At 32.9% G+C, this 26,744-nt stretch carries 22 protein-coding genes and 1 other RNA gene; 9 read left to right on the plus strand and 14 right to left on the minus strand.

The window, feature by feature from the left end; genetic code table 11:
* Window positions 1-2 precede the first annotated feature (2 nt).
* The 7 genes from IPJ91_02185 to IPJ91_02215 form a co-directional block, all read right to left on the minus strand.
* Window positions 3-350 (minus strand): hypothetical protein, encoded by a 348-nt coding sequence (locus IPJ91_02185; GenBank protein ID QQR93248.1) that lies wholly within the window; start codon window positions 348-350, stop codon window positions 3-5.
* Between the two features lie 41 nt (window positions 351-391).
* The gene (gene rpsG / locus IPJ91_02190; GenBank protein ID QQR93249.1) at window positions 392-868 is read right to left on the minus strand and encodes a 30S ribosomal protein S7; all 477 of its coding nucleotides are present in this window, start codon (window positions 866-868) and stop codon (window positions 392-394) included.
* Window positions 869-900: 32 nt separating this feature from the next.
* Entirely contained in the window at window positions 901-1,356 is a 456-nt protein-coding gene (gene rpsL, locus IPJ91_02195) for a 30S ribosomal protein S12 (protein QQR93250.1), read from the minus strand.
* Window positions 1,357-1,372: 16 nt separating this feature from the next.
* The gene (gene rpoC / locus IPJ91_02200) at window positions 1,373-5,200 is read right to left on the minus strand and encodes a DNA-directed RNA polymerase subunit beta' (GenBank protein ID QQR93251.1); all 3,828 of its coding nucleotides are present in this window, start codon (window positions 5,198-5,200) and stop codon (window positions 1,373-1,375) included.
* Between the two features lie 144 nt (window positions 5,201-5,344).
* Window positions 5,345-8,788 carry a DNA-directed RNA polymerase subunit beta gene (locus tag IPJ91_02205; GenBank protein QQR93252.1) on the minus strand — a complete coding sequence of 1,148 codons (3,444 nt, stop codon included), beginning with the start codon at window positions 8,786-8,788 and terminating at the stop codon, window positions 5,345-5,347.
* Between the two features lie 162 nt (window positions 8,789-8,950).
* Complete coding sequence (locus IPJ91_02210) at window positions 8,951-9,604, minus strand: 50S ribosomal protein L25 (protein QQR93253.1); 654 nt, start codon at window positions 9,602-9,604, stop codon at window positions 8,951-8,953.
* 90 nt (window positions 9,605-9,694) lie between these two features.
* Window positions 9,695-10,642, minus strand: a complete 948-nt coding sequence (locus tag IPJ91_02215) for a YidC/Oxa1 family membrane protein insertase (protein QQR93254.1) — start codon at window positions 10,640-10,642, stop codon at window positions 9,695-9,697.
* A 347-nt stretch (window positions 10,643-10,989) separates the two neighbouring features.
* Here IPJ91_02215 and ssrA point away from each other — a divergent pair.
* From ssrA to IPJ91_02245, 6 genes are all read left to right on the plus strand, one after another.
* Window positions 10,990-11,439, plus strand: a transfer-messenger RNA (tmRNA) gene (gene ssrA / locus IPJ91_02220).
* 45 nt (window positions 11,440-11,484) lie between these two features.
* Complete coding sequence (gene secG, locus IPJ91_02225) at window positions 11,485-11,715, plus strand: preprotein translocase subunit SecG (protein QQR93255.1); 231 nt, start codon at window positions 11,485-11,487, stop codon at window positions 11,713-11,715.
* 133 nt (window positions 11,716-11,848) lie between these two features.
* Complete coding sequence (locus tag IPJ91_02230; protein ID QQR93256.1) at window positions 11,849-13,579, plus strand: ABC transporter substrate-binding protein; 1,731 nt, start codon at window positions 11,849-11,851, stop codon at window positions 13,577-13,579.
* 29 nt (window positions 13,580-13,608) lie between these two features.
* Complete coding sequence (locus IPJ91_02235) at window positions 13,609-14,484, plus strand: hypothetical protein (protein QQR93257.1); 876 nt, start codon at window positions 13,609-13,611, stop codon at window positions 14,482-14,484.
* A gap of 52 nt (window positions 14,485-14,536) precedes the next feature.
* On the plus strand, window positions 14,537-15,382 hold the full coding sequence (locus IPJ91_02240; protein ID QQR93258.1) for a hypothetical protein: 846 nt from the start codon (window positions 14,537-14,539) through the stop codon (window positions 15,380-15,382).
* Between the two features lies 1 nt (window position 15,383).
* Complete coding sequence (locus IPJ91_02245) at window positions 15,384-16,691, plus strand: peptidoglycan DD-metalloendopeptidase family protein (protein ID QQR93259.1); 1,308 nt, start codon at window positions 15,384-15,386, stop codon at window positions 16,689-16,691.
* Window positions 16,692-16,737: 46 nt separating this feature from the next.
* Here the strand turns inward: IPJ91_02245 and IPJ91_02250 are convergent, their stop codons facing one another.
* The 7 genes from IPJ91_02250 to IPJ91_02280 form a co-directional block, all read right to left on the minus strand.
* On the minus strand, window positions 16,738-17,010 hold the full coding sequence (locus IPJ91_02250; protein QQR93260.1) for a ferredoxin: 273 nt from the start codon (window positions 17,008-17,010) through the stop codon (window positions 16,738-16,740).
* A gap of 224 nt (window positions 17,011-17,234) precedes the next feature.
* The gene (serS, locus tag IPJ91_02255) at window positions 17,235-18,617 is read right to left on the minus strand and encodes a serine--tRNA ligase (protein ID QQR93261.1); all 1,383 of its coding nucleotides are present in this window, start codon (window positions 18,615-18,617) and stop codon (window positions 17,235-17,237) included.
* Between the two features lie 51 nt (window positions 18,618-18,668).
* Window positions 18,669-19,094: a hypothetical protein gene (locus IPJ91_02260; protein ID QQR93262.1), complete on the minus strand. Its 426-nt coding sequence runs from the start codon at window positions 19,092-19,094 to the stop codon at window positions 18,669-18,671.
* Between the two features lie 33 nt (window positions 19,095-19,127).
* The gene (locus IPJ91_02265) at window positions 19,128-20,033 is read right to left on the minus strand and encodes a radical SAM protein (protein ID QQR93263.1); all 906 of its coding nucleotides are present in this window, start codon (window positions 20,031-20,033) and stop codon (window positions 19,128-19,130) included.
* Between the two features lie 18 nt (window positions 20,034-20,051).
* Complete coding sequence (locus tag IPJ91_02270; protein QQR93264.1) at window positions 20,052-20,576, minus strand: hypothetical protein; 525 nt, start codon at window positions 20,574-20,576, stop codon at window positions 20,052-20,054.
* Window positions 20,577-20,649: 73 nt separating this feature from the next.
* Complete coding sequence (locus IPJ91_02275) at window positions 20,650-21,150, minus strand: hypothetical protein (protein ID QQR93265.1); 501 nt, start codon at window positions 21,148-21,150, stop codon at window positions 20,650-20,652.
* 10 nt (window positions 21,151-21,160) lie between these two features.
* A complete protein-coding gene (locus IPJ91_02280; GenBank protein QQR93266.1) occupies window positions 21,161-22,813 on the minus strand; it encodes an extracellular solute-binding protein in 1,653 nt (550 codons plus the stop codon).
* A gap of 165 nt (window positions 22,814-22,978) precedes the next feature.
* Between IPJ91_02280 and IPJ91_02285 the strand changes: the two genes are divergently transcribed.
* The 3 genes from IPJ91_02285 (at window position 22,979) to IPJ91_02295 (ending at window position 26,712) form a co-directional block, all read left to right on the plus strand.
* Entirely contained in the window at window positions 22,979-24,241 is a 1,263-nt protein-coding gene (locus IPJ91_02285; protein ID QQR93267.1) for a DUF3048 domain-containing protein, read from the plus strand.
* 156 nt (window positions 24,242-24,397) lie between these two features.
* Entirely contained in the window at window positions 24,398-25,549 is a 1,152-nt protein-coding gene (locus tag IPJ91_02290) for a hypothetical protein (GenBank protein QQR93268.1), read from the plus strand.
* On the plus strand, window positions 25,549-26,712 hold the full coding sequence (locus IPJ91_02295) for a pyridoxal phosphate-dependent aminotransferase (GenBank protein ID QQR93269.1): 1,164 nt from the start codon (window positions 25,549-25,551) through the stop codon (window positions 26,710-26,712). Before IPJ91_02290 ends, IPJ91_02295 begins: the two co-directional genes overlap by 1 nt.
* Window positions 26,713-26,744: the final 32 nt, after the last annotated feature.

Genomic DNA, 26,744 nt, shown 5'->3' on the forward strand with positions numbered 1-26,744 from the left:
TTTTATTTTGATGATGAATTATTGCTTTTATTGTTTGGCACTCCAGCACGATGCAATTTCCAGTATTCTTCCTTAGTTAGTATTTGAGCTAGACCTGTGGTCATAAAACCAACAATAAACTCATACCGTCTATCTGTCGATTTCAATAATTGATAACCTCCAGCTTTCTGAACTTTCCCACAGAATTTCTCAAGCCTTGTAATTTCTGTAACAACAAGTGGATTGACTGAACAGTATTCACAATTATCTGGAGAATTACCTCCCTGTCGGGATTGCCGCATTAACAAGACGATATATTCATCAGATAATTCTTGATACACATTTACATGTAAAACATCTGTTTCTGGCATAAAAATATATCGGCAGTAAGGGCAGGTTCATTAATAAAAAATTACCAAGCTAAATGTGCAAAAGCTTTATTTGCATCAGCCATTCTATGCATCTCATCTCTCTTCTTCATAGCACTACCTTCACCTTTGTATGCGTCATGAAGTTCTTGAGCCAAGGTTTCCCATGTTTCGTGTCTAGTATTATTCCTCTTGTCTCTAGCAGAATTTATGATCCATCTATAAGCTAGCGATTTACTTCTGTTTTCTCTCACAGGAGTCGGAACTTGATATGTAGCACCACCAACCCTCCTAGACCTTACTTCTATATTCGGTCTTACACTGTTTATAGCTTTTTCAAAAGAAATTACTTGTCCTTCACCCGTGAATTCTGCAAGTTTATCTAGTGCCTTATATACCAAAATTCTTGCCACACTTTTTTCACCGTCATACATCACATAATTAATGAATTTTGATATGTCTACTGAATTGTATTTGTAATCCGGTTCTATTTTTCTAACCGGAGCTTTTTTTCCTCTCATAATTTTTATTTATCAATTTTAATAAAGTATATTTAATCTTTTTTGACTTTAGGTCGTTTTGCACCATACTTTGATCTCTCTTGCTTTCTATTCGCAACTCCAGTTGCATCAAATTTTCCACGAACTATATGATATTTTACACCAGGAAGATCTTTGACTCTACCACCTCTGACCAAAACCACAGCATGTTCTTGCAAACTATGTCCTATACCTGGGATATAAGCAATAACTTCCTGCTTATTGGAAAGTCTAACTTTGGCAATCTTACGAACAGCAGAGTTTGGTTTTTTGGGAGTTCTTGTTGTTACTGATATACAAACACCTCTTTTGAAAGGATTATTTGCTTTCGTAAATTTTTGACTCTTCGAGTTATAGTTGAATTGCAATTGTTTGTACTTTGTTGTTTGAGAAAATTCTATCCCTTTGTACTTTGCACTTCCTCTCTTAAGTTTTCGTGGTTTTCTGAGTATTTGATTTATTCGTGACATATATTATTTATAATTATTACCATACATTGCTACCTAGAGGTACAACCCTACCGATTATAACATTCTCCTTAAGACCTTTCAAGTGATCTACAGAACCAACCAAAGCTGAATCCGAAAGAACACGCACTTGCTCTTGGAAAGATGCTGCTGACAAGAATGATTCGGACTTCACTGCAACTTGTGATATACCTAAAAGCTGCCTTGTATACTTGATAGGATCTTTACCTTCTGATTTTAATTTCTCATTTTCGTCCCTTATAGTATTGTATGATTCAAATTCACCAGGTATGAAAAATGAATCACCAGCATCAACTATTTTTACTAAGCCTCCCATTTTTCTTACCACTATTTCTACATGCTTATCATCAATTGCGATACCTTGAACTCCATATACCTCTTGAATATTGTCTATCAAGTATTGCTCAGCCTTTTGCAAATCACCAAAGTTTAGTAAGTCAGGTGGATAGATTGAGCCCTCTGATAATTGTTGACCCTGGACTACACTGTCACCATCCTTCACTCTCAAAATAACTTTCTTATCCAATTTGTATTCTACCTCATTATTTTTAGTACCAGTGAAATACATTACTCCATCTTTTTTACTGACTTCCCCATTTGTTGGCGCAGCCATTTTCGTTCCATCTTTCTTGATAATCAATACTTCTGCCTTTTTCACTTTCTTAGACCTAGAAAATTGAACTTCATCATCGTCTTGAATTTTGTATTCTTTATTAATTTCCTCGGTATTTTCAATTCTCAATTTATATATACCAGAAACATCATCTTCCAAAATTTTTACAGTCCCAGATATCTCGGCTATAAGTGCTTTCATTTTTGGCACTCTACATTCAAATAATTCTTGTAAACGAGGAATACCTTGAGTGATATCCTTCGTTCCAGCCTTCGCTCCTGTATGTTTTGAGTCGATAGTCAATTGAGTGGTTGATTCTCCCATAGCTTGTCCAGCTATGATACCAACTGCAACACCCTTTTCAACTAATTTTCTAGTTCCAAGATTTGCTCCATAACATTTTGTGCATAGACCGTCTTTGGCTTCACATGTCAAAACTGATCTAACTTTTACCTTGTCAAATTTTTCTGCAATTAACTTTGATAATTCTTCATTGATAATTTCACCAGAATTCAATATCACCTTATCATCTAAAATGATGTCCTCAGCTACTACCCGACCAGATATCCTTCTTTCAAAACTCAATCGACGATTTACATCTTTGTATATATATATACCTTTCTTAGTTCCACAATCGTCAATTCTAGTTATCATATCTTGTGATACATCGCACAATTTTCTAGTAATATATCCAGATATTGGAGTTTTCAACTTTTTGTCAGCTTCTCCTTTTCTAGTACCTCTAGAAGATGCAAAATATTCAAAGGTTGTAAAGCCTTTTACATAGTTTGACCTTAGTGGCAATGGCACAATACTTCCATGAAGGTCTAGGATCAAACCTTTCATAGATGCAGACGATTTGAGCGGTTCGGTTATGGCAATAGCACCAGATTTATTTATCAGAGTAATCGGATTGGTTTGATCATACAACTTTAGTGTCATTTCTGCTAAATTATCGTTCACTTCTGTCCACAGTTGAGCTGATAATCTAAGTTTTTCACTAGCAGATACTAGACCATTGTCCAAAAGTTTGTTCAAAGCATCTTCTCTTTTGTTTGCTTCTGCAATTATCTCTTCTCTATTCGGAGCTTGCTTATAGTCGGAAATAGATATAGATACGCCAGAATTTGTCAACCATTTGAATCCAAGTTTTTGGATCTTATCGATTGTTTCGAGAGCTACATTTGCACCATATTTTGAATAAATGTCAGAAACAACATCAGAAATCAACCCTTTGTTAGCTTGTTTATTTATGAATTCATATTCTTGAGGCAAAGATTCATTGAATAGTATCCGACCCGCAGTTGTTTCTACCAAGTCTCCTTTATAATTGAGCTTTACCTTCGCGTTTGATGTTATTTGATTTAAATCCAACATCTTCATAAGTTCAAGATAATCTGAAACTACCACAACATTATCTGTATCAGCATCTCGAGTCAGGTAATAATTGCCTGCAATCATATCTTTGTCAGCAAAAATAATTGGAGATCCATCTCTCATCAAAAGAACATTTGAATCAGGCATCATTTTTGCAATAGCTTCATCAACTGCAGCTTTTGATAAAGGCACATGAACAGACATTTGATCACCGTCAAAGTCAGCATTAAATCCTTTGCAAACTACTGGAGGTATTTGTATAGCATTACCAGAAATAAGAACTGGGTAAAATGCTTGAATTCCTTGTTTGTGCAATGTAGGAGCTCTATTTAACAATACAGGCCTACCTTGAATGACTTCCTCCAGTATTTCATATACTTCTGCATTTTTTTCGTCAATATAAGTTTTTCCTGATTTGGCATTAGCCACAATACCTCGAGCTATAAGCTCTCTAATTATAAATGGTTTGAATAACTCTAAAGCCATATCTTGAGGTAATCCACATTGGTTCACATAGAGTTCTGGACCTCCAACAATAACAGCTCTAGCAGAGTAATCAACCCTTTTTCCAAGTAGATTTTGTCGAAATCTACCAGTTTTTCCTCTCAACATATCCGAGAGAGATTTGTATGGCTGTTGTCTAGTATTTAGAACGGGATTTCCGACTCTATGGTTGTTGTCAAGAAGAGCATCTACTGATTCTTGAAGCATTCTTTTCTCATTACGGATAATGATTTCAGGAGCTCCAAGGTCAATCAACTTTTTCAATCTATTATTTCTATTTATCACTCTTCTATATAGATCATTCAGATCTGATGTAGCAAATCTTCCTCCCTGTAATTGAACTATTGGTCTAAGTTCTGGTGGAATCACGGGAAGGTGCTCCATCACAAGCCACTCAGGATTTAAGTTCGAATCTTTCATTCCTTTCAAAATCCTATATCTATCTACCAATTTTTTCAAAGTTATGACAGACTTTGCCTTTTCTTTTTGTTTTTCCAAGTTTTTCAATATTGCATCCATATCTTCATGCACTTTTTTCAACATAGTAATGACAGCTTCAGCACCTATTTCTGTCTTGAAAAATTTTGCATTTGCTGACTCTATTTGATCAAGTTCATCTTCTGCCAAAACATCACCTACAGAAATATTTTCCAAAATTTCCTTGATAGCTGAATTTGCATCTCTCAGATCTTTTTCTTGCATATCATATTCAGCTTTCAAATTTGCAATCTCTTTATTTAATTCTGCATTCTTTTGGACCAACTTCAATTCGTTCTTTTCCTTTTTTATTTGTTTCAACTCTATTTCATACTCTTCTCGCAAATTCTCTATATCCTGTTCTCTACTACTTTTCATATCAGCAAGTCTTTCTTGTAGTTTTTCTTCTAGTTTTTCAATTTTTTCAACTCTTTTGTCTTCGTCAACTGCAACTACCAAATGTCTTGAGAAATAAATCACTCCCTCAAGTTTTTTTGGAGGAATATCAAGAATAATAGCGAGTTTGTTTGGAGTGCCATGAGCATACCATACGTGAACAACTGGAGATGCAAGTTTGATGTGACCCATCCTTTCTCTTCGAACTCTTTTGTGAGTAACTTCTACTCCACATTTATCGCAGATGATACCTTTGTATCTGATTTTTTTATATTTTCCGCAATAGCATTCAAAATTTTTTGTAGGACCAAAAATTTTCTCACACATCAGACCATCTGGTTCTGCTCTTTGAGTGCGGTAATTTATCGTTTCTGCCCTAGTAACTTCACCGTGTGAATTTGCAAGAATATCTTGTGGCGATGAAATTGAAATTTTTAAGGATGAAAAATCTTTTAGCATAAAAGTATTCTTTATAATTAACTACAAAAATTTTATGATTGATACAACACAACTTTATTTACTGACAAATTACTATGTATTTAATAAGCACTATCTTACAAGTAAGTAATATGTATGCTTATAATAAAATTTAGAATTTACCCGTTACAATGCCTCCATCTCCTCAATACCTTCCTTCACTTCCATACCTTCTGTTTCACCTAGATTTTCTTCTGTTGCCTTCGCTACATTTTCTTCCTGTTGCAAAAGTCCACCTGTCTCAACAAGTTCATTTACATCTATCTTGTCTTGAACGACACCCTGTGGAGTTAGATTCAATGCCAAAGCAGCAAGTTCTTTTTGCAACACACCAAAAGAGGCAGTAGTTTGAGATTCTGGAATAGGTGCTCCTGTAATTATTGCCCTATAAGCCATCACCCTACTAACTACATCATCAGATCTTGTAGTCAACGTTTCGTGAAGAAGATAAGGAACTGCATGAGCTTCAAGCGCCCAAACTTCCATTTCTCCAAATCTTTGTCCTCCAAACTGGGCTTTACCACCCAATGGTTGTTGAGTCACGATTGTATATGCTCCAACAGACCTTGCGTGGATCTTGTCTTCTGCCAAATGATCCAACTTCATCATATATCTTATACCAACAACTATATCATTATCAAATGGCTCTCCTGTCCTTCCATCATAAAGTTTCACCTTTTGTAAAGCATCATAACCCTTCTTTTTTGCTTCTTCGTATATTTGATCTGTGTCAATTGGACTAAATATTGGAGCTGAGACCTTGACACCAAGTTTTGAAGCAGCATAACCCAAATGTGCTTCGTGTAATTGTCCCAAATTCATACGCCTCACTATAGATAATGTATTCAAAACTATATCTACTGGAGTTCCATCTTCCAAAAATGGCATATCCTCTTGTGGAAGCACTTTTGTGATTATACCCTTATCTCCATGTCTACCTGTCAATTTATCGCCTACACCAATTTTGTGTGTCTTTGCAACGAACACCTTCACTTGCTTCAAAACACCCGGTGCCAATTTATCTCCCTTGTTTCTATCCAAAACCTGTACATCCATTACTATTCCTTTGTCACCATGAGGTAACCTTAATGAATTATCACGAACATCTTTTGCAGATTCTCCAAATATCACCCTAAGCAATTTCTCTTCAGCACTCATTTCTACTTCACCTTTTGGTGCAACTATCCCAACCAAGATATCACTTGAATTTACATAAGACCCAACTCTTACTAAGCCATCTTCATCCAAATTTCTCAGTGAAAAATCAGATAAGTTTGGAATATCTCTAGTCATTTCTTCATTTCCCAATTTTGTCTCTCTGATATCTTGCGAATATTCTCTTATATGTATTGATGTTAAAAGGTCTTCTTTGACCAATCTTTCTGATACGACTATTCCATCTTCAAATGAATATCCATACCAAGGTATATAAGCAGCCACTAAGTTTGTACCTAAAGCAATCTCATCGTTTTGCATTGAAGGTCCCTGAATCAAAATATCGCCCTTTTTGAATTTTTGTCCAACTTTAACTAATGGTTGTTGGTCAAAACAAGTATTTTGATTCGTACCCAAAAACTTTGTCAATTCATAAACTACATCTGTATCCGATTCTTCCAATATATCACGTTTTTTTGTTGTAATGTTTGATTTATATTCTCTTACAGGCTTATCATATGAAACAAAAACCTTCTTTGCATCAACATACTTCACCTCACCATTTTCTTCAGCAAATACTGCCCTACCAGAAGCTTCAGCTAACAATCTTTCGGTTCCTGTACCAACAATTGCTGATTCTGCTTTCAAAAGTGGGACTGCTTGTCGTTGCATATTTGCTGCCATCAAAGCTCTGTTTGAATCATCATTCATAATAAAAGGAACTATAGATATCGACGCACCTCCAATTTGCATAGGAACGACATCAATAAAATTGATCGATGTGACAGCCATATTCGCATAGTTTCCCTTTGTTCGACAAAATACATAAGTATCTTGCAAAGACATATCTTCTGAAATAGAAATATCAGCTGGAGCAATAACTTTGTCAAATTCCTCCTCTGGATCTAAATATACTATTTCCTCAGTAACATACATCTTGTTTTTGTCTACTTTAGTATCTACTTTATTATTTGACTTTTTCAACACTTCTTCATAAGTTTTGCCATCTACAACTCGTCTATATGGAGCTTCCAAAAAACCGAAGTCATTAACCTTTGCATACAATGCCATATGAGAAACTATACCGACCTGAGGTCCTTCAGGAGTTTCGACTGGATCAATTCTTGAGTAATGAGAGTAATGAATGTCTCTAACAGATATCGTAGCACTCTCAGTAGTCAATCCACCAGGACCACCAGCTGTAATTCTTCTTTTTGCTTCAATTTCTGAAAGTATATTCTGCTGATCCATGTACCTTGAAATTTCTGAACTTCCAAAAAACTGAGTTATTGCAGCTGATATTGGCCTTGCATTAACAATCATAGAAGGTGTCACCAATTCGTCAGTAGAAAATGTACCCATCTTATCTTTCAAATTTTTCTCCATTCTCAAAACACCTTTTCTTAGTTCTTCAGCTATCAATTCACCTACACCCCTGATTCTTCTATTTGACAAATGGTCGATATCATCAACATTCCTATATCCATTATTCATCTCTATCAAAGCTCTGACAATTGCAACTATATCTCCTTTGTTCATCAGCAAATCTTCGTCTTTGATTTCATCAAAAGAAAGCTTTTTCCCAAATAATTTTTTGGCAATCTGGTATCTACCAACTTTACCTAAATAAAATCTTCTTTTGCCAAAAAACAAAGAGTTAAAAAAAGCCCTTGCTGACTCTATGGAGATAGAATCTTCAGGGCGCAAAGCTTGAAAAATCTTGATAATAGCATCTTCCGATGATTTAGATTTATCTTTAGCAAGAGTAGCTTCAATAAATGAAATTTCACCATTATCAACTTCTTTGAACATCTTTTGCATATCATCCGTTGAATATCCTAAGGCCCTTAAAATCGTAGTTAGATGTATTCTAGGTCTTCCTTCAAGCAATTTGACTGTCATTACGCCTTGTTTATTTGTTTCAAAAGTATACCATTTACCATGTTGAGGTATGACTTTTACTCCATACAAACTTTTTTGACCATCGTTTTTAGTTTCAATGAAAAGAACGCCTTCAGAGCGAACTATTTGTTGAACTATAGATCTCTCATTACCAGAAACTGCGAATGTTCCACGCTCACTCATCACAGGAAGATCCATCAGATATATTTCTTGTTCTTTGATTTCCTTCGTTTTTTTGTTTAGCAAGGATACCTTTATATAAACAGGTATATCCAAAGTGCCTCCTCTATTTAATGCTGATTTGAAAGTATTTGTAGGCTCACCAAAACGAATTTCACCAAAACTTATCTCCCATGATTTGCCTGTATAATCTTCGACAGGAGAAATTTCTTCGAACAATGCCTTTAAGCCGAATTCCTTAAGCCACCTATAGGACTTAAATTGAGATTCCAAAAGATTCTTTTGAATACCTTTAAGGGGAGAAGTTGATAGTGATACTCTACCTTTGTTCATAAAAGTTATAATTTAGCTAAAATTTAAACTATTTTTATTCAATGACAAGACTACTGTTGCCAGTAGACAAGCTAACACTCCATTCATTTAGAATGTAAAACTTGACCATTTTATCAAAATAAAAAGCAAATGTCAACAGATATAGAAACATGCGAACTAGACCTATTCCGACAGTCCATCATTTGATCCTGCAACGCTTCCATCCGATTGCTCAACTACATTTTCTGAAATAGTAGTTTTTGTGGCTGTTTCTTTTTGTGGTGGAACTATTGTTGCAATTGCAATATATATATCGGTTCCTGGCTGGAATTCAACACCCTCAGGAAGATTGATATCTTTCATAAGTATAGATTCCCCAACATTATCCAACTCAGAGATATCTATAGTTAAGGTTTCAGGCAAATTCTTTGGCAAACCTTCAAGCGGAATACTATCTATAGGGGTAACCAAAAACCCTAAATTATTTTTAACAGCCAATGAAACCCCAGTGATCTCAAAAGGAACATTGACCTTAATCTTCCTATCTTGATCAAGCTTCATAATCTCAAACGAAGTCAACCCCATTGAGACTGGATGTATTTGAACTTCGCGAATAATGCCATCAAAAAAAATATCCCCAACTTGAAATTTGATAACTCCAGAATATCCATGTTCTTTAAACGCACTTGCAAACTCTTTCAGATTCATTTCAACAGATATTGACTTTTCTTTTGCACTATAAACAGATCCTGGTAAATTCCCTTCTTTTCTCAAGGCTCGGTTTGATCTAGTATAAATGTCTCTATTTGTAAGATTTAATGATGTATTTGATTTCATATATTTAAGTTATTGTGACTGATTTCAAATACAGCAATACTTGAGCTATCGTCACCTAAATATTTTTTAAACTGAATGTAAACAAACTTGCTATTTCTTCCTATTTTGGAATAATTTTTCGATTATACTACCAATATTCTGAATTGTCCAGAATATACTAAGGCCAGATGGGAAAAACTGTGCACCACCTAGAAACCCAAGTGAAGTTACTGTTGTCAGAACTGAAAACATTATATTCATCTGTCCACCAAATATATTTGCCATATTCTCTGGAGATACCGCTTCTGGTTTCGTTGAGTCCAATTCCACCGCAGACAAATTTTTCTTTCCATCTTTGTTTTTTTCCTTCTTTGCAATACTAACTATTTCGGCATCTTCAATACCGAGCTTCTGATCTTTGGCTAAATCGGCAGAATTTTGAACAGAGAGTTTCATTAGCCAAAATTGAGTTGCACCTACCAGCAAAGCCAAAAGCAAGTATGGTAAAATTTGAATAGTGAATAAACTTTCGATACCACCACCCATGAAGTCTCTGGCAGTTTTACCTATATCCAAACCAAGAAACATAGGATTTACAGTATCATAGTCTCCATGCTGTAATTTATCAGTATAAGCTACCTTATTGAAATTTTTCCAACCAATATTTCTCTCGACAGTTTGATTATTTTCATTTATGACTTCTGTAGCTGAAAAATCAACAATCACATGCCTTAGCTGAACGAACATCAATATCAGAATTATAGTAAATGCACAGCCCTTACCTACAGATTTCATAACAGCAGGTTGATACTTCATCATCTCAGAAGCAAGTTTATCTGGATCATCTTTATATTTCTTTTGAATTTCATTAATTTTATCCATTTGCTCTTTGTTTCCTGTTGCCATCTTGTTTTGAAAACTAGTGATTGGGGAAGTTACAAGTTTGAAAACTATTGAAAGCGCGATTATTGCCAATCCTAAGTTACTACCCAGTGTATTGTAAAGTATCACTAAAACATTGAAAAGTGGTTGATATATAAGTGTGTGTAATATGTCCATATCTATATTCGTTTCAATTTAAATGAATAACTATATATAACTACTTAGCACTTCACTACATTATAAATGAAGTTTGATAAGGTAATAATTTGTACATTACATGAATTAATATAATTAGTAACAGTAAAAATAGTTTACCACGAGTTATAAACAGAAAATGATTTTAACATTATTTGTCATAAATTCTATCAAAATATAAAGAGAATTCAAAAATTGTGTTATAATTCTTCTCGAGCTTATATTGGGGTACCTAAGGTTGTACTATATAAAACAGCAACAAACAAGGCAATAGTGTAGTACTTTTCAAATTGTTTAACTAACCAAAAATAGGCAGAAGAAGATTTATTGGGCGCGAAAGGATTTCGACAGAAGTACTGATCCAAAAATCTCATGCAGTGTTTTACCATTATTGACACTTCAAAATAAATTTGGTAGTGATTTTCACTAGCATACATAAATGCAAACATCAAAACACAATTTGCTCAATTTGCAAAAAATGTAAAAAGTGCCCTATATTATAGTGGCTTACTAAATTTTGCATAATAATTGAGCGAAGAAATGCCATGCATTTCCATAGAATTAATTCCTTGATGGTGGAGAATTGATCTATGTTTCAAAAACACCATATGTAATATCTCTGTTTTTTATATGCTCAGAGGTACAAAACTATGAAGCATATACTATTTGAAATACTTTTATAGATTGACATTCAAATAGAAACTAAATCTATAAAAGCATGTTATAAAGATTTAGGAAACGACTTTTGGAAGCGAGTTCGAATCTCGCCGCGTCCACCAATGTCGAACTCAAAAGTACTTAATAATTTTTAAAGAACAAATTTTATGTCAACAGATCAAATTCTAAACTACTTAATCATTGCGATTTCGGTAATCTTGTCCATTTCTATTCTTCTACAAGCAAGAGGTTCAGGACTTGGTAGTATGTTTGGGGGAGGAAGTGGTGGAGGTGAAATGTACAGGTCTAGAAGAGGACTTGAAAAGTTCTTGTATTATTTGACAGTGATTTCTGCAATCATTCTTGTTGCTTTGTGCGTAGCATCTCTAGTTATATAGTCTAAGTAGATGTAAAAACTAGCTTACTTCTACTTCATAGTTAGGAAATCCTAAATCATCCACAAACATTAAGATGATTTAGTTTGATAACTAAATTTGATAATTTAGAATATCACGGTTTTTTGAATAATAAATGAATTTGAAATTCAGCAAAAACAAATTTTTGAAAAATGGAAGTCTCGCTTTCGTTTTCTTAGCTTTAGTATTGATAATTTTCATACTTTATTCTGTGATAAGTTCAGGAAACATTGGGAAGGATTTATTCTCCCTAAAAAAGGAGATTACCGAAGGTGTTTTGGTTGACAAAAGCTTTATCGGTATACAAAGAGTATTTCCAACAAATTATAATACTTCAGATCTTGACAGATCTATATCTAGCTTGATTTATGAACCACTTTTCAGAGTTGATCAAGACGAAAATATAATTCCAGTACTTGCAGAAAATTTTAGTCAAGAAAATTACAAGTACACAATCAATCTCAAACAAAATATAAAGTTTTCAAACGGTCAATCAATGACTGCTAACGATGTTATTTCTACTATCAATGCAATTAGAACAAAATTTAATGACAGTGCTACAAAAACAATATTTGATGAGTTGAAGTACGATGCTCCCGATGATTTCACTATAACTTTGGATGTAGGCAAATATATACCTACTCTTTTTGAAGATTTATCTTTTGGCATAATGCCTGCAAGTGAACTTGACAAAGTCGCAGATAAATTTATTGGACTTGAAATATCTAGAAATCCCATTGGAACTGGACCGATGAAAAAAAATTCTTCGAGCGAAAAAGAATATGTGTTGGTAAAAAATGAATTTTTTAGAAGTGCAGAAAACATAAAAATTGATAAATATATATTTAAGTTTTTCAAATCTCAAACACAACTTGAGAGAAGTTTACTTGGCAAAAGTGTTACTTTCACAAAGAATATTAGGTTAAATAAATTGAAAGTAATAGATGGGGATGTTTTGAAAAATGATAATTACTATTTAACAAATTACGAATCAAATGTTTTTGCAAACAGATATTGGAGTCTTTATTTTAACCTAAAAGATGAGGCACTTATGAATGATACTGAAAAAGATACTTTGAAAGTATTTCAAGATAATAATGTTCGAAGAGCGATAAATCTCGGGATAAACAAATCAATAATAGCATCATCGATATCAACCAAATCTCAGCCTATGCAAAGAGCTCTCTCAGAGTTGAGTTGGGTAAATTTGGGGAATAGTAACCCATATTTGTTTGATAATTCCAAATCCGATACACTATTAAATGAATCTGGATGGCTAATGGTAGAAGGAAAAAGGCAAAAAAACCAGCAAGTACTTGAGTTCAAAATTACTTACTTCCAAAACGAAACCTCGAACGAGGTAATAAACTTAATTATAGAACAGTTAAAAAGTATAGGTATTCAAGCAGTAGCAGATCCAATATCGGATGCATCTCATTTGAATGATCAAATTCTCAAAACAAAACAATTTGAAGTGGTATTGCTCGGAACAGAAACATATATAGATCCAGATAGATCTCGACTTTGGCTGGAAAGTCAAATATCCCAAGATGGGTTGAATATATCTAGTTACAGAAGTAGTGAAAAAGTTCAAGATATAATAACTGGTAGTGAAATTTCTAGGGTTGATGATGCCTTGAATCGTGCAAGAAGCATAGAGGACAAAGAAACAAGGATAAAGTTGTATAAAGATTTTGAGAAGATCATAGACAAGGATTCACCGGTAATTTTTCTTTATCAGCCAAATATCAACATAATATCTAATAAAGCACTCACTATGCCACTTGATAATCTCGTTTCTCCTCAGAGTATTTACTACAACCTTGAACTTTGGAACTTGAATTGATTTTGATTATTTGGTAAGCTTAATTTATTATGACTTATCCAAATGAAATCAATGGCAATAAAAACGAAATAAAGGAAAAGATAAGAAAGTTTCATGAATTAGAACCTCAAGCCAAAGATTCTATATTTACTTACAAGAATGTCTTAACCTCAGAAGGAAATAAGTCACGAAACAAGGAAATCAACAATGATTCCTATAAACAAGATCCCATTCGAATTGACTTAGTCAATCATAAATTTTCATTATCAGGGTGTCTAACATCAATAATTCTTGTTATATTCATTATTTTTGCATTTATATACTTCTTAACAACACAATTTCCATCTGTCAAAGAAAAGGTAGATAGTTTTATTTCTAGTAACATTTCTCCTACTTTAGAACAGAAATTTCAGGGCATAAACTTGGACCTACCATTTCTCAAAAAAGACTCTAGCAATATAAGCAACGAGTATTTGTCATCTTTCATCTCAAAAGTTGCTAATGCTACAAATAACAATGATCAAGTGATCGTTCTAACATTGACAGAAGATGAGATAAATTCATTTATTTCATCAAAGGATATTAAGGTAAGAAATTATAAAACCGAAACTATACTTAAGATCTTTCCAGAGAAAATCGATGTTGAAATAAAAGTCAAAGATATCATCGCCGGACATGCATATATAGGAACGAATTCACTGGGTAAGTTTCGAATAGATGGTGGTAAGATAGCAACAATTGACTTATCAATAAAAGACTTTCGTGACAAAGTTGGGAAATTACCACTAGGTATAGGTAATTATGATTTTGAAAAAATTCATGAAGATATTGAAACTCTGCTTTTTGATGGTAAATGGAATATAGATAGAGTTGTTTTGAAAAATAAGGAGATGGATGTTTCGATCACAAGAAGAAGCAGCATATAAATTTTGGTGAAGTAATAAGTTTTTGATGTGATATATAAAATAATTAGTACCTATGCTAATAATTATCCACGGAGAAGATAACTTCAATTCTATAGTAAAACTGAATAGTCTGAAAAAGGCAGCAAAGAGCAAAGGGTATACTCTGAAATCTATCGACTTAGACATTCTAGACGAATCTATCATAAATACTATCTACCAAAGTTCAGAAGAGTTTTTTTCGAACAAGCATCTTTATATATTCAAAAGGATTTCAGATCTTGATAAAAAATTTTTTAGCATCTTTTATGACTTGCTAAAGCATAAATTTGCAAACAACAACAGTAAAGAAGATGTAGATAATATTGCAATAATTTGGGAGGAGGTAACTATAAAAAATGAGCATCCTCTATGGGAAAATAAAGTAACTACATATTTTTTTCCACTATCAACAAATTCTGCTAAAGAAGCTAAGCAACTTGTTTCAAAACTGAACCTAAAGTTTGAATTGGACTTTGACTTGTCTATGGTTCAAAAGGTTACTGATTATATTGGATATGACAAATTTACTATATTGAACGAAATGAAAAAGCTGTTTGTGCTTAAAAATGATAAAAGGGAACTTAATGAATCTAATGTACAATCATACTTATCATCTAGCTTTGAAATGTCACCGCAAAATTTGTTAGAATATCGAGAAGCAGATCTTGCTAATTTTGCTAGGAAAGTTAGAGTCTCGCTTTCACAAAAAGATTTTTACAATTATATCTTAGCTATTTGGGCGAACAGTTTAATGAACTATGGAAATCGTAGATTAGCAAAAAATCTAATGTTATATGATTTTCAGTTTAAAAGTGGAATAATCAAAGAGGAAGATGTTTTTATCTTATCATACAAAGATTGTTATGAAAAAAAATTATAATATGACTTATAAAACACGAGTAGTAAAACTTTTTTTTATTGTAACTACATCACTGTCATTTCTTATTTTCAATAGCCTAGTATTTAAATTGCATATAGAGAATGTAAGTGCCGTTACTATCGAAGAATTGGAAGAACAGATAAGTAAGTACAAAAAGGAATTAGAAATTATTGAAGCACAAAAAAAATCTCTTACTACTCAAATTGCAAACAATAAAAAGCAGATATCTAGTAATGAACAACAGATTGATGTTATTTCACAAGAGATTGAACTTCAAGAACTGGAGATTGAATCTTTGCAAACTCAAATTGCAAGCTCAGAAGACAATTTGAAAACCTTGGGAATGGCATTGGGAATTGCAGAGATGGAACTCAAGTTGACAAATGAGCAAATTGACAAAATTTCACAAATAGCTGAATATCAAACAAGACAAATTTACAAAAAATTAAAAGTCACCAGTTCAACTAGCATACTGAACATGGTTGATTCAAATAATTTTCTGAATTCAAAAAGCTTTGACGAGATTTTGACAAAGAAAGATAGATTGATTATTGAAGAACTATCAAGGCTTAAGACATTGCAAGACCAAAAGACTTTTCAAATTCAAGAAAACAAGTCAGAACAAGAGAAAGTAAATTTTTCTCTAAATGATCAAAAGCAACAACTAGAAACTGCAAAGGCGTCTTTAGAACAAAGAAAAAGTTTTCTTGCAAATCAGATTGAAGTTTTGGGTGTACAAATTAGCACTGCGTCAAATCAACAAGGTGTACTAAGTGAGAAAGAAAAACAGGCCGAATCTCTACTGAATCAATATGAAAGTGAACTTATAGCTTATATAAATTCTCAAGTCATAGTCTCAGGTGCAGAAGTGAAAAAAGGCGATATAGTCGGTTATCAAGGGAATACTGGGAACTCTACTGGAGAACACTTGCATTTCACTGTCATCTTAAATGGTACAAAAGTGAATCCTTGCAAATATTTACCTGCTAGTGGAATAGTATCAAATGCCGGAATGACTTGTAATTATGGAAATGGTACTTTGGGACTACCTGAACTTAGAAATCCTATAATGACACAAGAATATTCCAACTCATCTTTAGGTTACTATCATGATGGTATAGATATTGTTGGACCAAGAGGAAATGCCATTCTTGCAGCTCACGATGGATACATCCAAAGAGGTAAGTATAATTGCATACCAGGATTTCCAATTGCCTGTAACAATGGTGGTGCTAATTATGTAAGAATTTGTGAGGACAAAAGCTGTACAAAAGGATTTACGACGATTTACATTCACTTAAGAGACTAAATTTTCCAGTAATTTGTATCTATTATCTATACTAGATATTGGAGAATTATTCTGGCCAGATCCTTTGCATATTCTCATCAAACACTTCTATAGCAAAAACTGGGCAGCTCTGAGCTCCAGCCAATACATCTTCCAAACTATCATATTGAGTACCGTCTTCTTTGAGGTAAACCAAGTTTTCCTCGTCAAGTCCAAAAGTCGCAGGAGCTAGCGCAGCACAACTTCCAGCGCCTATACATGTAGGTCGATCAATTTTCAGATAACAAATCTTTCCATCATTTGTAATAATCTTTTTTAAGTCCTTGTGTTGATTATCCATCTTTAATTTATTTTTTTGTTAAACTTTTGATACGAATGAAAATCGCTACCGGAAATAGCACGCCAAAAAATATTGATAAAAAGAATTCGAAATTAAATTGCGAATTATTTATCAAATTAAATACATTTCCCCATGCGCCGATAGTAAGCGATGAGTATATTATTATGACTAATAAAGAAATTGGGTTTTGCGTAATATTTTTGATCATTGAATTATTTAAAAAATTATTTTCCTATAAACTCCCTTCCCATAAACTCTCTCAAAACTTCAGGAACCTTTATACTTCCATCACTTTGTTGATAATTGTCTGCAATCGCTATCAAAATCCTATCCGGTCCTCCAGTACAATTCACAGTATGACAATACTTTTTATTTCCATCTTTATCTATATATTTCATATTCATTCTTCTAGCTTGAAAATCAGTTGCATTTGTATCAGTTCCAACTTCGATAAATTCTTGTTGAGCTGTAAGCCAAACTTCAGGATCTGCTTGACGAGCTGATGCATTATATCCAGAATCTCCGCTAACTTTTTCAACTACATGAAAAGGTAGTTCAAGTTTGGTCAGCAACCACTTGTTTATATCCAAAAGTTCATCATAAATCTGACTTGATTGATCAGCAGTACAAACAACATCAAGTTCCATTTTTGTAAATTGATGAATTCTTTTGATTCCTTTCACATCTTTTCCCCAACTTCCAACTTCAGATCTAAAACATGGAGTTACAGCCATCATTTTGGCAGGTAATTCTGATTCTTTGACAGTTCTATCCATATATAAAGCAAAGTTTGGTGGTTCTGAACTTCCAACTAGGAACAATCTATCTTTTTCTTCAAGATATTCAGAACTAACTTCATAAACTTGATCTTTGCCTTCTGGCAAATGTGAAGTTCCAAACAATACTTTCTCTTTTACAAGCAATGGAGGATCAACCCAAAAATAACCTTTCTTTTCAAGTTCGAGTTCCATCATTCTATGAACTGCTCTTCGCATTTTGACTAAATCTCCAAGTAAGTAAATAAACCTTGTCCCAGATGATTTTGCTCCTTGTTCTAAATTTACTAATCCTAAATCCAAAAATAAATCTAAATGATGTTTTGGTTTCATTTCGCCAGATTGTAATCTTTCATCCCAATGCGGAGAAACATCAGGACACCAAGGTTGTCTTTTTGAACCATATCCTAACTCTATTCTTTCATCTTTAAATGATCTTGCATAAACTTCAGGATTTTCTTCATCACTACTTCCTACAATCATTCCTTCATATGGAATATTTGGAAACCATGATTGGATTTCAAGCCATGTTTTCTCAATTTCGGCAAGTTTCATTTCAAGTTCTGGAAGTTTGTCTTTTAGAGCTTTTGCTTCTGACACCATTTCAGAAGTTCGTTTGGACTCATCTTGCAATAGTTCGGCAATTTCATTTCGTTTTGCATTTATTTCTTCAATTTCTTTAATTACACTCGATCTTTCTAAATCTAATTTTAAGAATTTATCTACATTGGCATTTTTCACTAAAACTTTGGAACTATCACCACCAGCTTTATTCAAAATGATTTGCTTGAGTTTTTCAGGATTTTCTCTAACCCATTTGAGATCTAGCATAGTTTGTGAACTGTAAAAATAATAGTGAATTTTACCACTTGAACTAAATAATTAAATCAAAATCTTGACTTTTTCAATATTTTCTACACAAATCCAACTTGCCATCGCACCAAAACCAGCTTTTGAAATATTAAATGGTTCAACTTTCTCAACTTCAGTTAGCCAAATCAAAATTGCATATTTTTTACCCGTCAAATGTGCCTCCATTATGATTTCCATTTCTTTGGAAGTAATGCCAATATTTGCTTTACCAGCTGTAGCAATAAGTTTCAAACTTGAAGCTAAATCCAAATTTTCATATTGCTCCACCTTTAAGACCTTTGCTTTCAAATATATCGATTTTCCAGATTCTTTGAAAAAAATACTTTCTCCAACCTTAACTAAGTTCCAAGGTTTTGCTTTCAGTTTATAGAATCTTGTTTCAATAGTCTTAACTTTAGTTTCAATCTTCTCAACCAACTTCCATTTTGGTTGCATTATAGCTATATGAGTCATAGTTCAAAACTGATATTATTTGACAAAGAAATTCGTTCCATCGATTGCATTTTCGTGATCCAAAACTCCACCTCCAAATACTCTAAAATTATATTTCTTTATTAACTTATCAACTGTCTGTACTAACCTTGCCTTGTGATCAATAGTTTGTGAATTTTGAAATTTATCAATCATTTTTTCATCAACCCTATTTGCTAGTTTCTTTATCAAAAGACTCATTCTTTTAGGTGGTAAGTTTATATGCTCAATAAAAAGATAATCAGTTCCCGCCTCTTTGATTTCATTAAATAATTTATCTAGAGAATCAGTATCATCTGCAAAATGTGGGAAAAGTGGTGAAATACAAACATAAGTCGAAATATCTGCTTTGTTCAACTTTCTTAGTGCGTTCAACCTGTCAGTTGAAAGTGGAGCATTTGTTTCAAATATTCTGCTAATTTCATCACCCAGTGAAGTAATTGTCATCCCAACTTGAATATTCAACTTTCGAAATAAATCAATATCTCGAGTAACTAGGGTTCCCTTTGTCAAAATTGATAGCTTACCTAGATAATTTTCATCTATAAAGATTTCAAGAATCCTCCTTGTGACTTTGTATTTTGCTTCAATTCCTTGGTAAGGATCAGATACAGAACTCATCAAAATATCAGGGAGAATAGAATTATTCTTCCAAATTACTTTGTTGCCAATTTTTTTATTTAAAGTTTTTATTTCCTTTCTTAAAATATCTTCAAATTCTGTTTTTACATCTACATAACTTCCCCATTCATCTTTCAAATGATTTGTAAATTTGCGGGTAAACTCTGCATAGCAATATACACAACCGTATGAGCATCCAGAATATTGATTAATTACAAAGTCAGCTCCAGGAAGTTTGGAGCTGACTATCATCGTTTTAGGTTGAATTGTATTGATCTTCATATTAACTCTAATTAGATATTAGTATGGCAATTCATCATCACTATTATCATTATACATATCTTCTTGAGGATCTACTTGGTCTGCACAATTTGAATATGCTGATTTCATTTCTATAGCTATTTCATCCATAACAGTCTTCATAACCTCAGTTGGATCTTTACTATTCTCAGCTTTGATCTTCGCTTCCAAATTTGTTTTCAAAGTTGTTTCAACATCACGCATTTCAGTCTCGACACATGATGAAAACTTTGGATCATTTGTATATTGCGCATACTCCTTATCTAGGCTTTCAACCTGTGCAGTAAACTCTTTTATGGCAGGCCCCATAACTCTTGTAATAGCTATTGCAGAAGTACCAAAAAGTGCAACGCCTATACCACAGCAACAAAGAAGAGATATAACTATTCCCATCAAAACATAAAGCCAAGTCTTAGATTTTTTTTCGACATAAACTACATTTGGTTGTTGTACAGGTGCTTGCATTGTTGGCGATGCAGACATAACTTGAGGTACTGAGTTTGTTGGTTGTTGTGTATTTTCCATATTGTTTTTATAAATTACATTACTTGACTTAATATTTAAGTAATGCAAAAGTTAATAATAGTTTTCCAAAAAATCATTGGGAATTTGTTTTCAATCTATTTAAAAAATAAACTATGATTCCTCCCAGACCAAGTAGAAATAAGGTGATAAATAATATTGCCACTTGTTCCTTGACCAAATTTCCAAATAAATTGTAATAAATATCTCCAGATGTACTAGTTATAATAATTGAATCTAATGAAGATGCAGAAACACTATTGTCAAAATTTTGATTTCTGATCATGAAAGCTGATTGATAAGAAATTAGTAATCCAAACAAGGTTAACCAAAGTAAAGAAAGATACTTCACTGGCTTGCCAGAAAAAAACGGTTTAAGTAAATCAATCCCATTATGCTTATATGTCTTGTTTTTAGCCGATTTGACATCATCCTGTTTCTTGATTGTTTTCTTAGACTCCCTTACAATATTTACAGAGTCTGACATATTGTAATAATTAGATTTCGTTTTCCTAAGTTCTAGTAAGACATCCTCTGCATCTAAAGTTTGTAAATTTGTAAATTGTTGTTTTGCCATAATTTGAGAATTATTTCTTTAAGTCGATGATTTTCTCTTCTATCTGTGTCAAAGAGTCAACACTTCCTTTTGAACCTAGTTCGGATTTAAATATTTTTTGAGCATCTTCGTAGCTATACATTGGCCATGATCTTGCAGTAGGTGCCATTTGTATATATGTTCCTACATATTCAACATTCTGTTGAAGGTTCGCCATATCAATTCTTGGATAGGCCTGACCTACAAATCTTGTTTGAGTAGCTTTTTGATACATGGAAGCTAATTGTTCTTTTTCTGTAATAAATCTCAAAAACTCCCATGCAACTGCTTTATTTGCTGAACCATTATAAACTGCATAACCCCAACTATTTGAGTAATTCACTACATTTGAATCACTAATCTGAGGCATTGGAGAAATACCAATATTAAGATCTGGATAATATTTTTTGATTTCATTTATTCTCCACAAAGGACCAAACATCATTGCCAACTTACCTTCAGCAAAAGCCTTCACATCTAAATCTTGATTTGCGTCCCAAGATTTTATACCACCTGATTCAGAGTAATATTTCATATAGAAATTTACAGCATCTACAAGTTCAACACTAGTTGTCAGCTCGAGCTCACCTTTATCATTTTGCAATTTACCACTTTGCATCATAAGTAATGATATTGGGTCAAAGAAGAAACCTACATTATTGTACGGACCAGCTGAAAGACCTGATGTTAGCAGGTTTCCATTAGAATCTTTTTTTGTCAATTTCTTAACTTGTTCTGTAAATCCATCCCAATCCTTCGCAGGTTCACTATAACCTTGTGATTGTAATAATTCTTTATTGTAATAAACTCCAAGTCCATCAAAACCTATAGGTACTGCATAAACATTCTCTCCTCGAACAAAAGCTTCAGCAAATGCTGGGTAGAATGTATTTCTATAATCAGTAGCCGTATATCCAGCCGTAGTTGAAGGATACAGATACTTCTGCATTTGATCCGTCCAACTTTGTTGTATGATAAATATATCAGGCAATGAGTCTTTCGCATCTACAAATTTGCTAAGAAGTGATTCCTTATACAGTTCTTGAGTGTTATTTATACCTTCTCTATTTGCATACTCTATTGTAATATTTGGATACTTCTGATTAAAAGCTTCAATTGCAGGTTTTATTACTTCAGCATTTTCCCACATTCCCCAAACCCTTAATGTACTTTTGGTAACTTGCTGAGAAGTCGTTGATACGCTCTGTTGACTTATCATAGTGGTCGAAGAAGAAGTGCTGTTCGTATTTGAACCGTTGCTGTTTGCCCTTCTAGAAATAACTGTATATATCAAAAAGATTGCTATACAAACTAACGCTAGAATGAAAAGTATAAGCCCTATTTTCACTATCCTTCTTTTCTTCTCATTTGAATTATCGTTTCCCTCAAATTCATATTCATCTACCTCGTATGTAGGATCAAGCTCAACTGTAGAACTAGGAGTACCCAGTTTGTCTGTAGGTAGATTAGCAATATCATTCACTTCCTCAGATACATTTGCATAACCAATATCCTGCGAAACTTTCGCTACATTATTTACCAGTGGAGAACCTGGCAATGTTGAAGTTACTGGTGTTGACAAAAGATTATTTGACTCTGTAGTACTATCGACATTCATATTTGTATTGATTGGGGAAGTGTCCATATATTTATCTAGTTAAAAAATTCTATTTGAAATGAATCTTACATTCCTTGGATTCAACACTTTGTCTTGATCAAATTTTGACTAGTGATTTACCAAATTATGAAATAATATTATTTTGCACAAAATACTTCAAGTATTTTTTATAATTTTGTAGAATACTAAATAATGAAAACCTTTTTTAGTCAAACTGAAATAAATATACAAGATGCTAATTTAGCTACTAGTAATGATTTGTCTGTTCAAAGTTTAGGCAAAATACAAATTAAGAAGAACAAGCGCTTGAAGACTAAAAGAAATATAATTGCATTTTTTAGTTTGTTTATTTTTATATTGCTATTAGCTTTTACTTTTTACAAATTTGTTTATAAAGCCGGAAACACTATCCAAGAAATAAATGAGAATAACCTTGTAGCCAAGCAAGCAGCAACTAAATCTGTTGAAAGTTTAAAGTTAAATTCACACTTAAAACTTCAAGAAAATCAAAATCCAATCACAGGCGAATTTTTGACAAAAGAATTATATGAGAAATTAAAAGATCAAAGAATCGTTTCGGCAGTTATTGACAATGCAACAATGGCAAGACCTCAGGCAGGATTGAGTGAAGCTGATGTAGTTTACGAAGTACCCGTTGAAGATAAAATCACTAGGTACTTAGGTATATTTTGGCAACACCAACCTAAAGAGATCGGTCCCATAAGATCTACCAGAGTTTATATTCTTGACATGTCTCAAGAATATGACCCAGTACATTTTCACATAGGACAAGCTACAAGCAATGATTTGAAAAGCAAAAACAAAGTTGATGCTTTCGATTATATGAATTTGCAAGCTATCAAACATACAGAATGCAGTTCTTATATGGACCAAGGAAGAATCACACAAGGGATTCCAAAAGAACATAGCATGTTTTTTACCTTGTCTACAATGCGTCAATGCATCCCGGCTAGTTGGAACACTTCATCACAATTAGAGAGTTGGAGTTTCAAAGAAAATTTAAAGCTAGAAGATCGAAATATTACAAGTGAAGCAAATATTAACTTGACTGGCGATAGCAAGTATTCTTCAAGATGGATATACAACCGAGAAAAAAATATATACCTAAGATATATAAATGGAAGTCCGGACATTGACAAAAGTAATCAACAACAAGTTACGGCCAAAAACATTATTTTGCAATATGTAAATTATAAAAACATTAATGATGAATTAAAACATTTGTCATTTGATATAATCGGCAAAGGCAAGGCCACGTATTTACTTGATGGCAAAATATTTGATGGAACATGGCAGAAAGACAATGCTAGCGGAAGAACAAAGTTTTTGAATACAGATCAGAAATTTATAAATTTCAATAGAGGTAACTTTTGGATAATCATAGTTCCAGTCGAAGAAAGTGGAAAGACAGAGGCTAGAATTTCACTTATTTAATAAATTTAATAATTGTTTTAGAAAAAGTAAATTTGAAATTAATTGCAATAAAGTTTTGCAAAACAAACAGAACATAAACACTTGACAACATTATCACAATCAACAAAAAATGTAAGAAAATTTTTGGTAGGATGTTTTGTTTTTATAATTATATCAATGACCTGTACTATCATTGGTAAATTAGCATCAGACCAATTGAAAAAGAACGATCTGGCATTCTCGGAGACAGAGAACAGAATCTATGGAGAATTACCTTTACTTGATCTATCAAATTTAGCTTATAAAGCAAGTATCAAGAATGTGACATATTCTTTAGAGACACCATCAGGAAGACTCTTTTTGTCAAGACCAGATTCATTTAACGAATTCGAAACTCCTATAAACATTGTTAGAGTTTATAAGTATATTGAGCCTAAACAGACATTATTTTCATTACAAAAAAGTTTAGAGTTAGCAAAAAAGATGGGATTTGGTCAAGAATACAAAAAAAGTGGGACACTTGTGACATTGCAAAGTGGCACAAGAACTCTAGAATTGGATATTGTTCAAGGTAGTGTAATCATCAAAAACGATAATGTGAAAGATTTGAGTTTTGACAAGCTGAAGGATTTTTCTGGTAACCCAAATAACTATAGTTCGGAATTTCTTCCTAATTTGATATCAGAAAGTTTTTTGAATGCGAATTATGAAAATGCATGGGTGAATAGTGAATACATAAGCTTTGACAAAGAAAAAAATGTTTTTTACAAAGAATCATCTCCTTTAAGAGCAGAATTTTTGAGAATGTCATTTCAAAAAAAATTTTTATTAAATACAATCGAAGCAAAAAGCACAGATAGTGAAGCAAAGAAGAATTTAGCAAGTACAAAACAATATCTATCAAAAGTGTACAATGAATCTCCAAGATTTCCAAACTCTATGCTGATTTCTGGTACTAGTATTAGATTAAGTGATATATATTCATTTACTTCACCAAATTGGTATGCAAGTACCCTAGTTCCTTCAAATATTGGCAAGTACAAAATTTTTTCTATTCAGGAGGCATGGCAGAAAATACAGAATAACGAGGGAATTTTGGTAGATTTGAAAAGAGCATCAAGAACAGATGATTATGATTTGAAGAATGCAAATGAGAAAATTACAAAAATGTATATCAAAAAGATAGAACTTGGTTACTATGAAAGCGAGAAATTCCAAGAATACTTGCAACCTATCTATGTTTTTGTCGGCGCAGCTGTTTTGGAGAACGAAGATGGTAATAGTGAACAAGCCGAGTTTACTATTTATTTGCCAGCCATCAAAAGGTAATGAATACAATAAATGAGATATACAAAAAATTAGAGGAGATTCAGCACTTACCAACCTTCAGAAACCTTATTGAAACAGACTTATCTAAGTTTTATCATTTCCCATCAAGACTTCTCATAAATTTATCTTCTACATATTTTGCTAATAGACAATATAATCCCGAAAGTAAAGGACAACTAAAACTTAGATCGTCGATATCAAAATTATACACAAAAGCTTCGCATTTAGCTGAAAATATTTTTGTTACAGCATCAACGTCTGAAAGTTATCAAGTTATTTTCAATGTATTGAAGTTTGACAATGCTAGAGTTCTTCTACCTAGACCTACATACCCTCTTTTTGATTACTTGGCAAAGTTTTCTAACATAGAAATTGATTATTACGATTTGATTTATGATGATGAGAATGGGTGGACCGTTGACATAGATAGCCTAGTCAAACAGATTAAAGATGGTTCAAGATTTTTGGTTATCATAAGTCCAAATAATCCAACCGGAAGTAATTTAGAAAAGAAGACTTTTGATGATGTATGTAAAATCGCGGTAGAAAACAATTTAATTGTCATTGTAGATGAGGTATTCTCTATATTTCAAGAGAAATTTTTGTCAACGGGACGAAATCCTACTTTGTATGATGATGTGCTTAGTAGCAATTATCCAAATTTGAAAGTCTTTTTTCTAAATGGCATTTCAAAAATGTTTGCTTTGCCCGACTTAAAAATAGCTTGGTTTGTGGGAGTAAATTTATCCCAAATAGACAAAGAAGCATTTGAAATATACTTAGATACTTTTCTCAATGCGAATTACCTAGCACAGGATATAATAACGAATTTGATAAATTCTTCGGAATCATTGACTTTCCAGCGTGATATGGTCGAAAGTATTTTATCAAAGTCTCAATCTTTGCATAATCATGGGTATATAAAAAAGGCTAATACAAGCCTGCAAATACAAGATCTGAAGTTGGATAGTAACGAAAGTATAAAGATTTTGGATGCAAATTCAGGCATACACAGAGTATTGAATATAAGTAACACTCGGGTCAAAGAAGAAGATTATGTATTGAAACTTCTCGATGAGAAGAAAATCTTTGTTCACCCAGGCTATTTTTATGAAATACCAAGGGAACCAAATGAAGTAAATATAGTAATGAGCATACTTTAACTGATGTAAGCTAGAAAGTGCAAATAGAATAA

The sequence above is a fragment of the bacterium genome (genome assembly GCA_016699595.1).
Lineage (GTDB): Bacteria > Patescibacteriota > Dojkabacteria.

Coding starts and splice junctions, on each gene's coding strand:
- IPJ91_02265 (QQR93263.1), bottom strand. CDS start 20,033: ATGAAGATCAATACAATTCAACCTAAAACGATGATAGTCAGCTCCAAA.
- rpsG (QQR93249.1), bottom strand. CDS start 868: ATGAGAGGAAAAAAAGCTCCGGTTAGAAAAATAGAACCGGATTACAAA.
- secG (QQR93255.1), top strand. CDS start 11,485: ATGTCAACAGATCAAATTCTAAACTACTTAATCATTGCGATTTCGGTA.
- IPJ91_02280 (QQR93266.1), bottom strand. CDS start 22,813: ATGGACACTTCCCCAATCAATACAAATATGAATGTCGATAGTACTACA.
- IPJ91_02295 (QQR93269.1), top strand. CDS start 25,549: ATGAATACAATAAATGAGATATACAAAAAATTAGAGGAGATTCAGCAC.
- IPJ91_02230 (QQR93256.1), top strand. CDS start 11,849: ATGAATTTGAAATTCAGCAAAAACAAATTTTTGAAAAATGGAAGTCTC.
- IPJ91_02285 (QQR93267.1), top strand. CDS start 22,979: ATGAAAACCTTTTTTAGTCAAACTGAAATAAATATACAAGATGCTAAT.
- serS (QQR93261.1), bottom strand. CDS start 18,617: ATGCTAGATCTCAAATGGGTTAGAGAAAATCCTGAAAAACTCAAGCAA.
- IPJ91_02210 (QQR93253.1), bottom strand. CDS start 9,604: ATGAAATCAAATACATCATTAAATCTTACAAATAGAGACATTTATACT.
- IPJ91_02270 (QQR93264.1), bottom strand. CDS start 20,576: ATGGAAAATACACAACAACCAACAAACTCAGTACCTCAAGTTATGTCT.
- IPJ91_02215 (QQR93254.1), bottom strand. CDS start 10,642: ATGGACATATTACACACACTTATATATCAACCACTTTTCAATGTTTTA.
- IPJ91_02275 (QQR93265.1), bottom strand. CDS start 21,150: ATGGCAAAACAACAATTTACAAATTTACAAACTTTAGATGCAGAGGAT.
- IPJ91_02240 (QQR93258.1), top strand. CDS start 14,537: ATGCTAATAATTATCCACGGAGAAGATAACTTCAATTCTATAGTAAAA.
- rpsL (QQR93250.1), bottom strand. CDS start 1,356: ATGTCACGAATAAATCAAATACTCAGAAAACCACGAAAACTTAAGAGA.
- IPJ91_02245 (QQR93259.1), top strand. CDS start 15,384: ATGACTTATAAAACACGAGTAGTAAAACTTTTTTTTATTGTAACTACA.
- IPJ91_02235 (QQR93257.1), top strand. CDS start 13,609: ATGACTTATCCAAATGAAATCAATGGCAATAAAAACGAAATAAAGGAA.
- IPJ91_02185 (QQR93248.1), bottom strand. CDS start 350: ATGCCAGAAACAGATGTTTTACATGTAAATGTGTATCAAGAATTATCT.
- IPJ91_02205 (QQR93252.1), bottom strand. CDS start 8,788: ATGAACAAAGGTAGAGTATCACTATCAACTTCTCCCCTTAAAGGTATT.
- IPJ91_02260 (QQR93262.1), bottom strand. CDS start 19,094: ATGCAACCAAAATGGAAGTTGGTTGAGAAGATTGAAACTAAAGTTAAG.
- IPJ91_02250 (QQR93260.1), bottom strand. CDS start 17,010: ATGGATAATCAACACAAGGACTTAAAAAAGATTATTACAAATGATGGA.
- rpoC (QQR93251.1), bottom strand. CDS start 5,200: ATGCTAAAAGATTTTTCATCCTTAAAAATTTCAATTTCATCGCCACAA.
- IPJ91_02290 (QQR93268.1), top strand. CDS start 24,398: ATGACCTGTACTATCATTGGTAAATTAGCATCAGACCAATTGAAAAAG.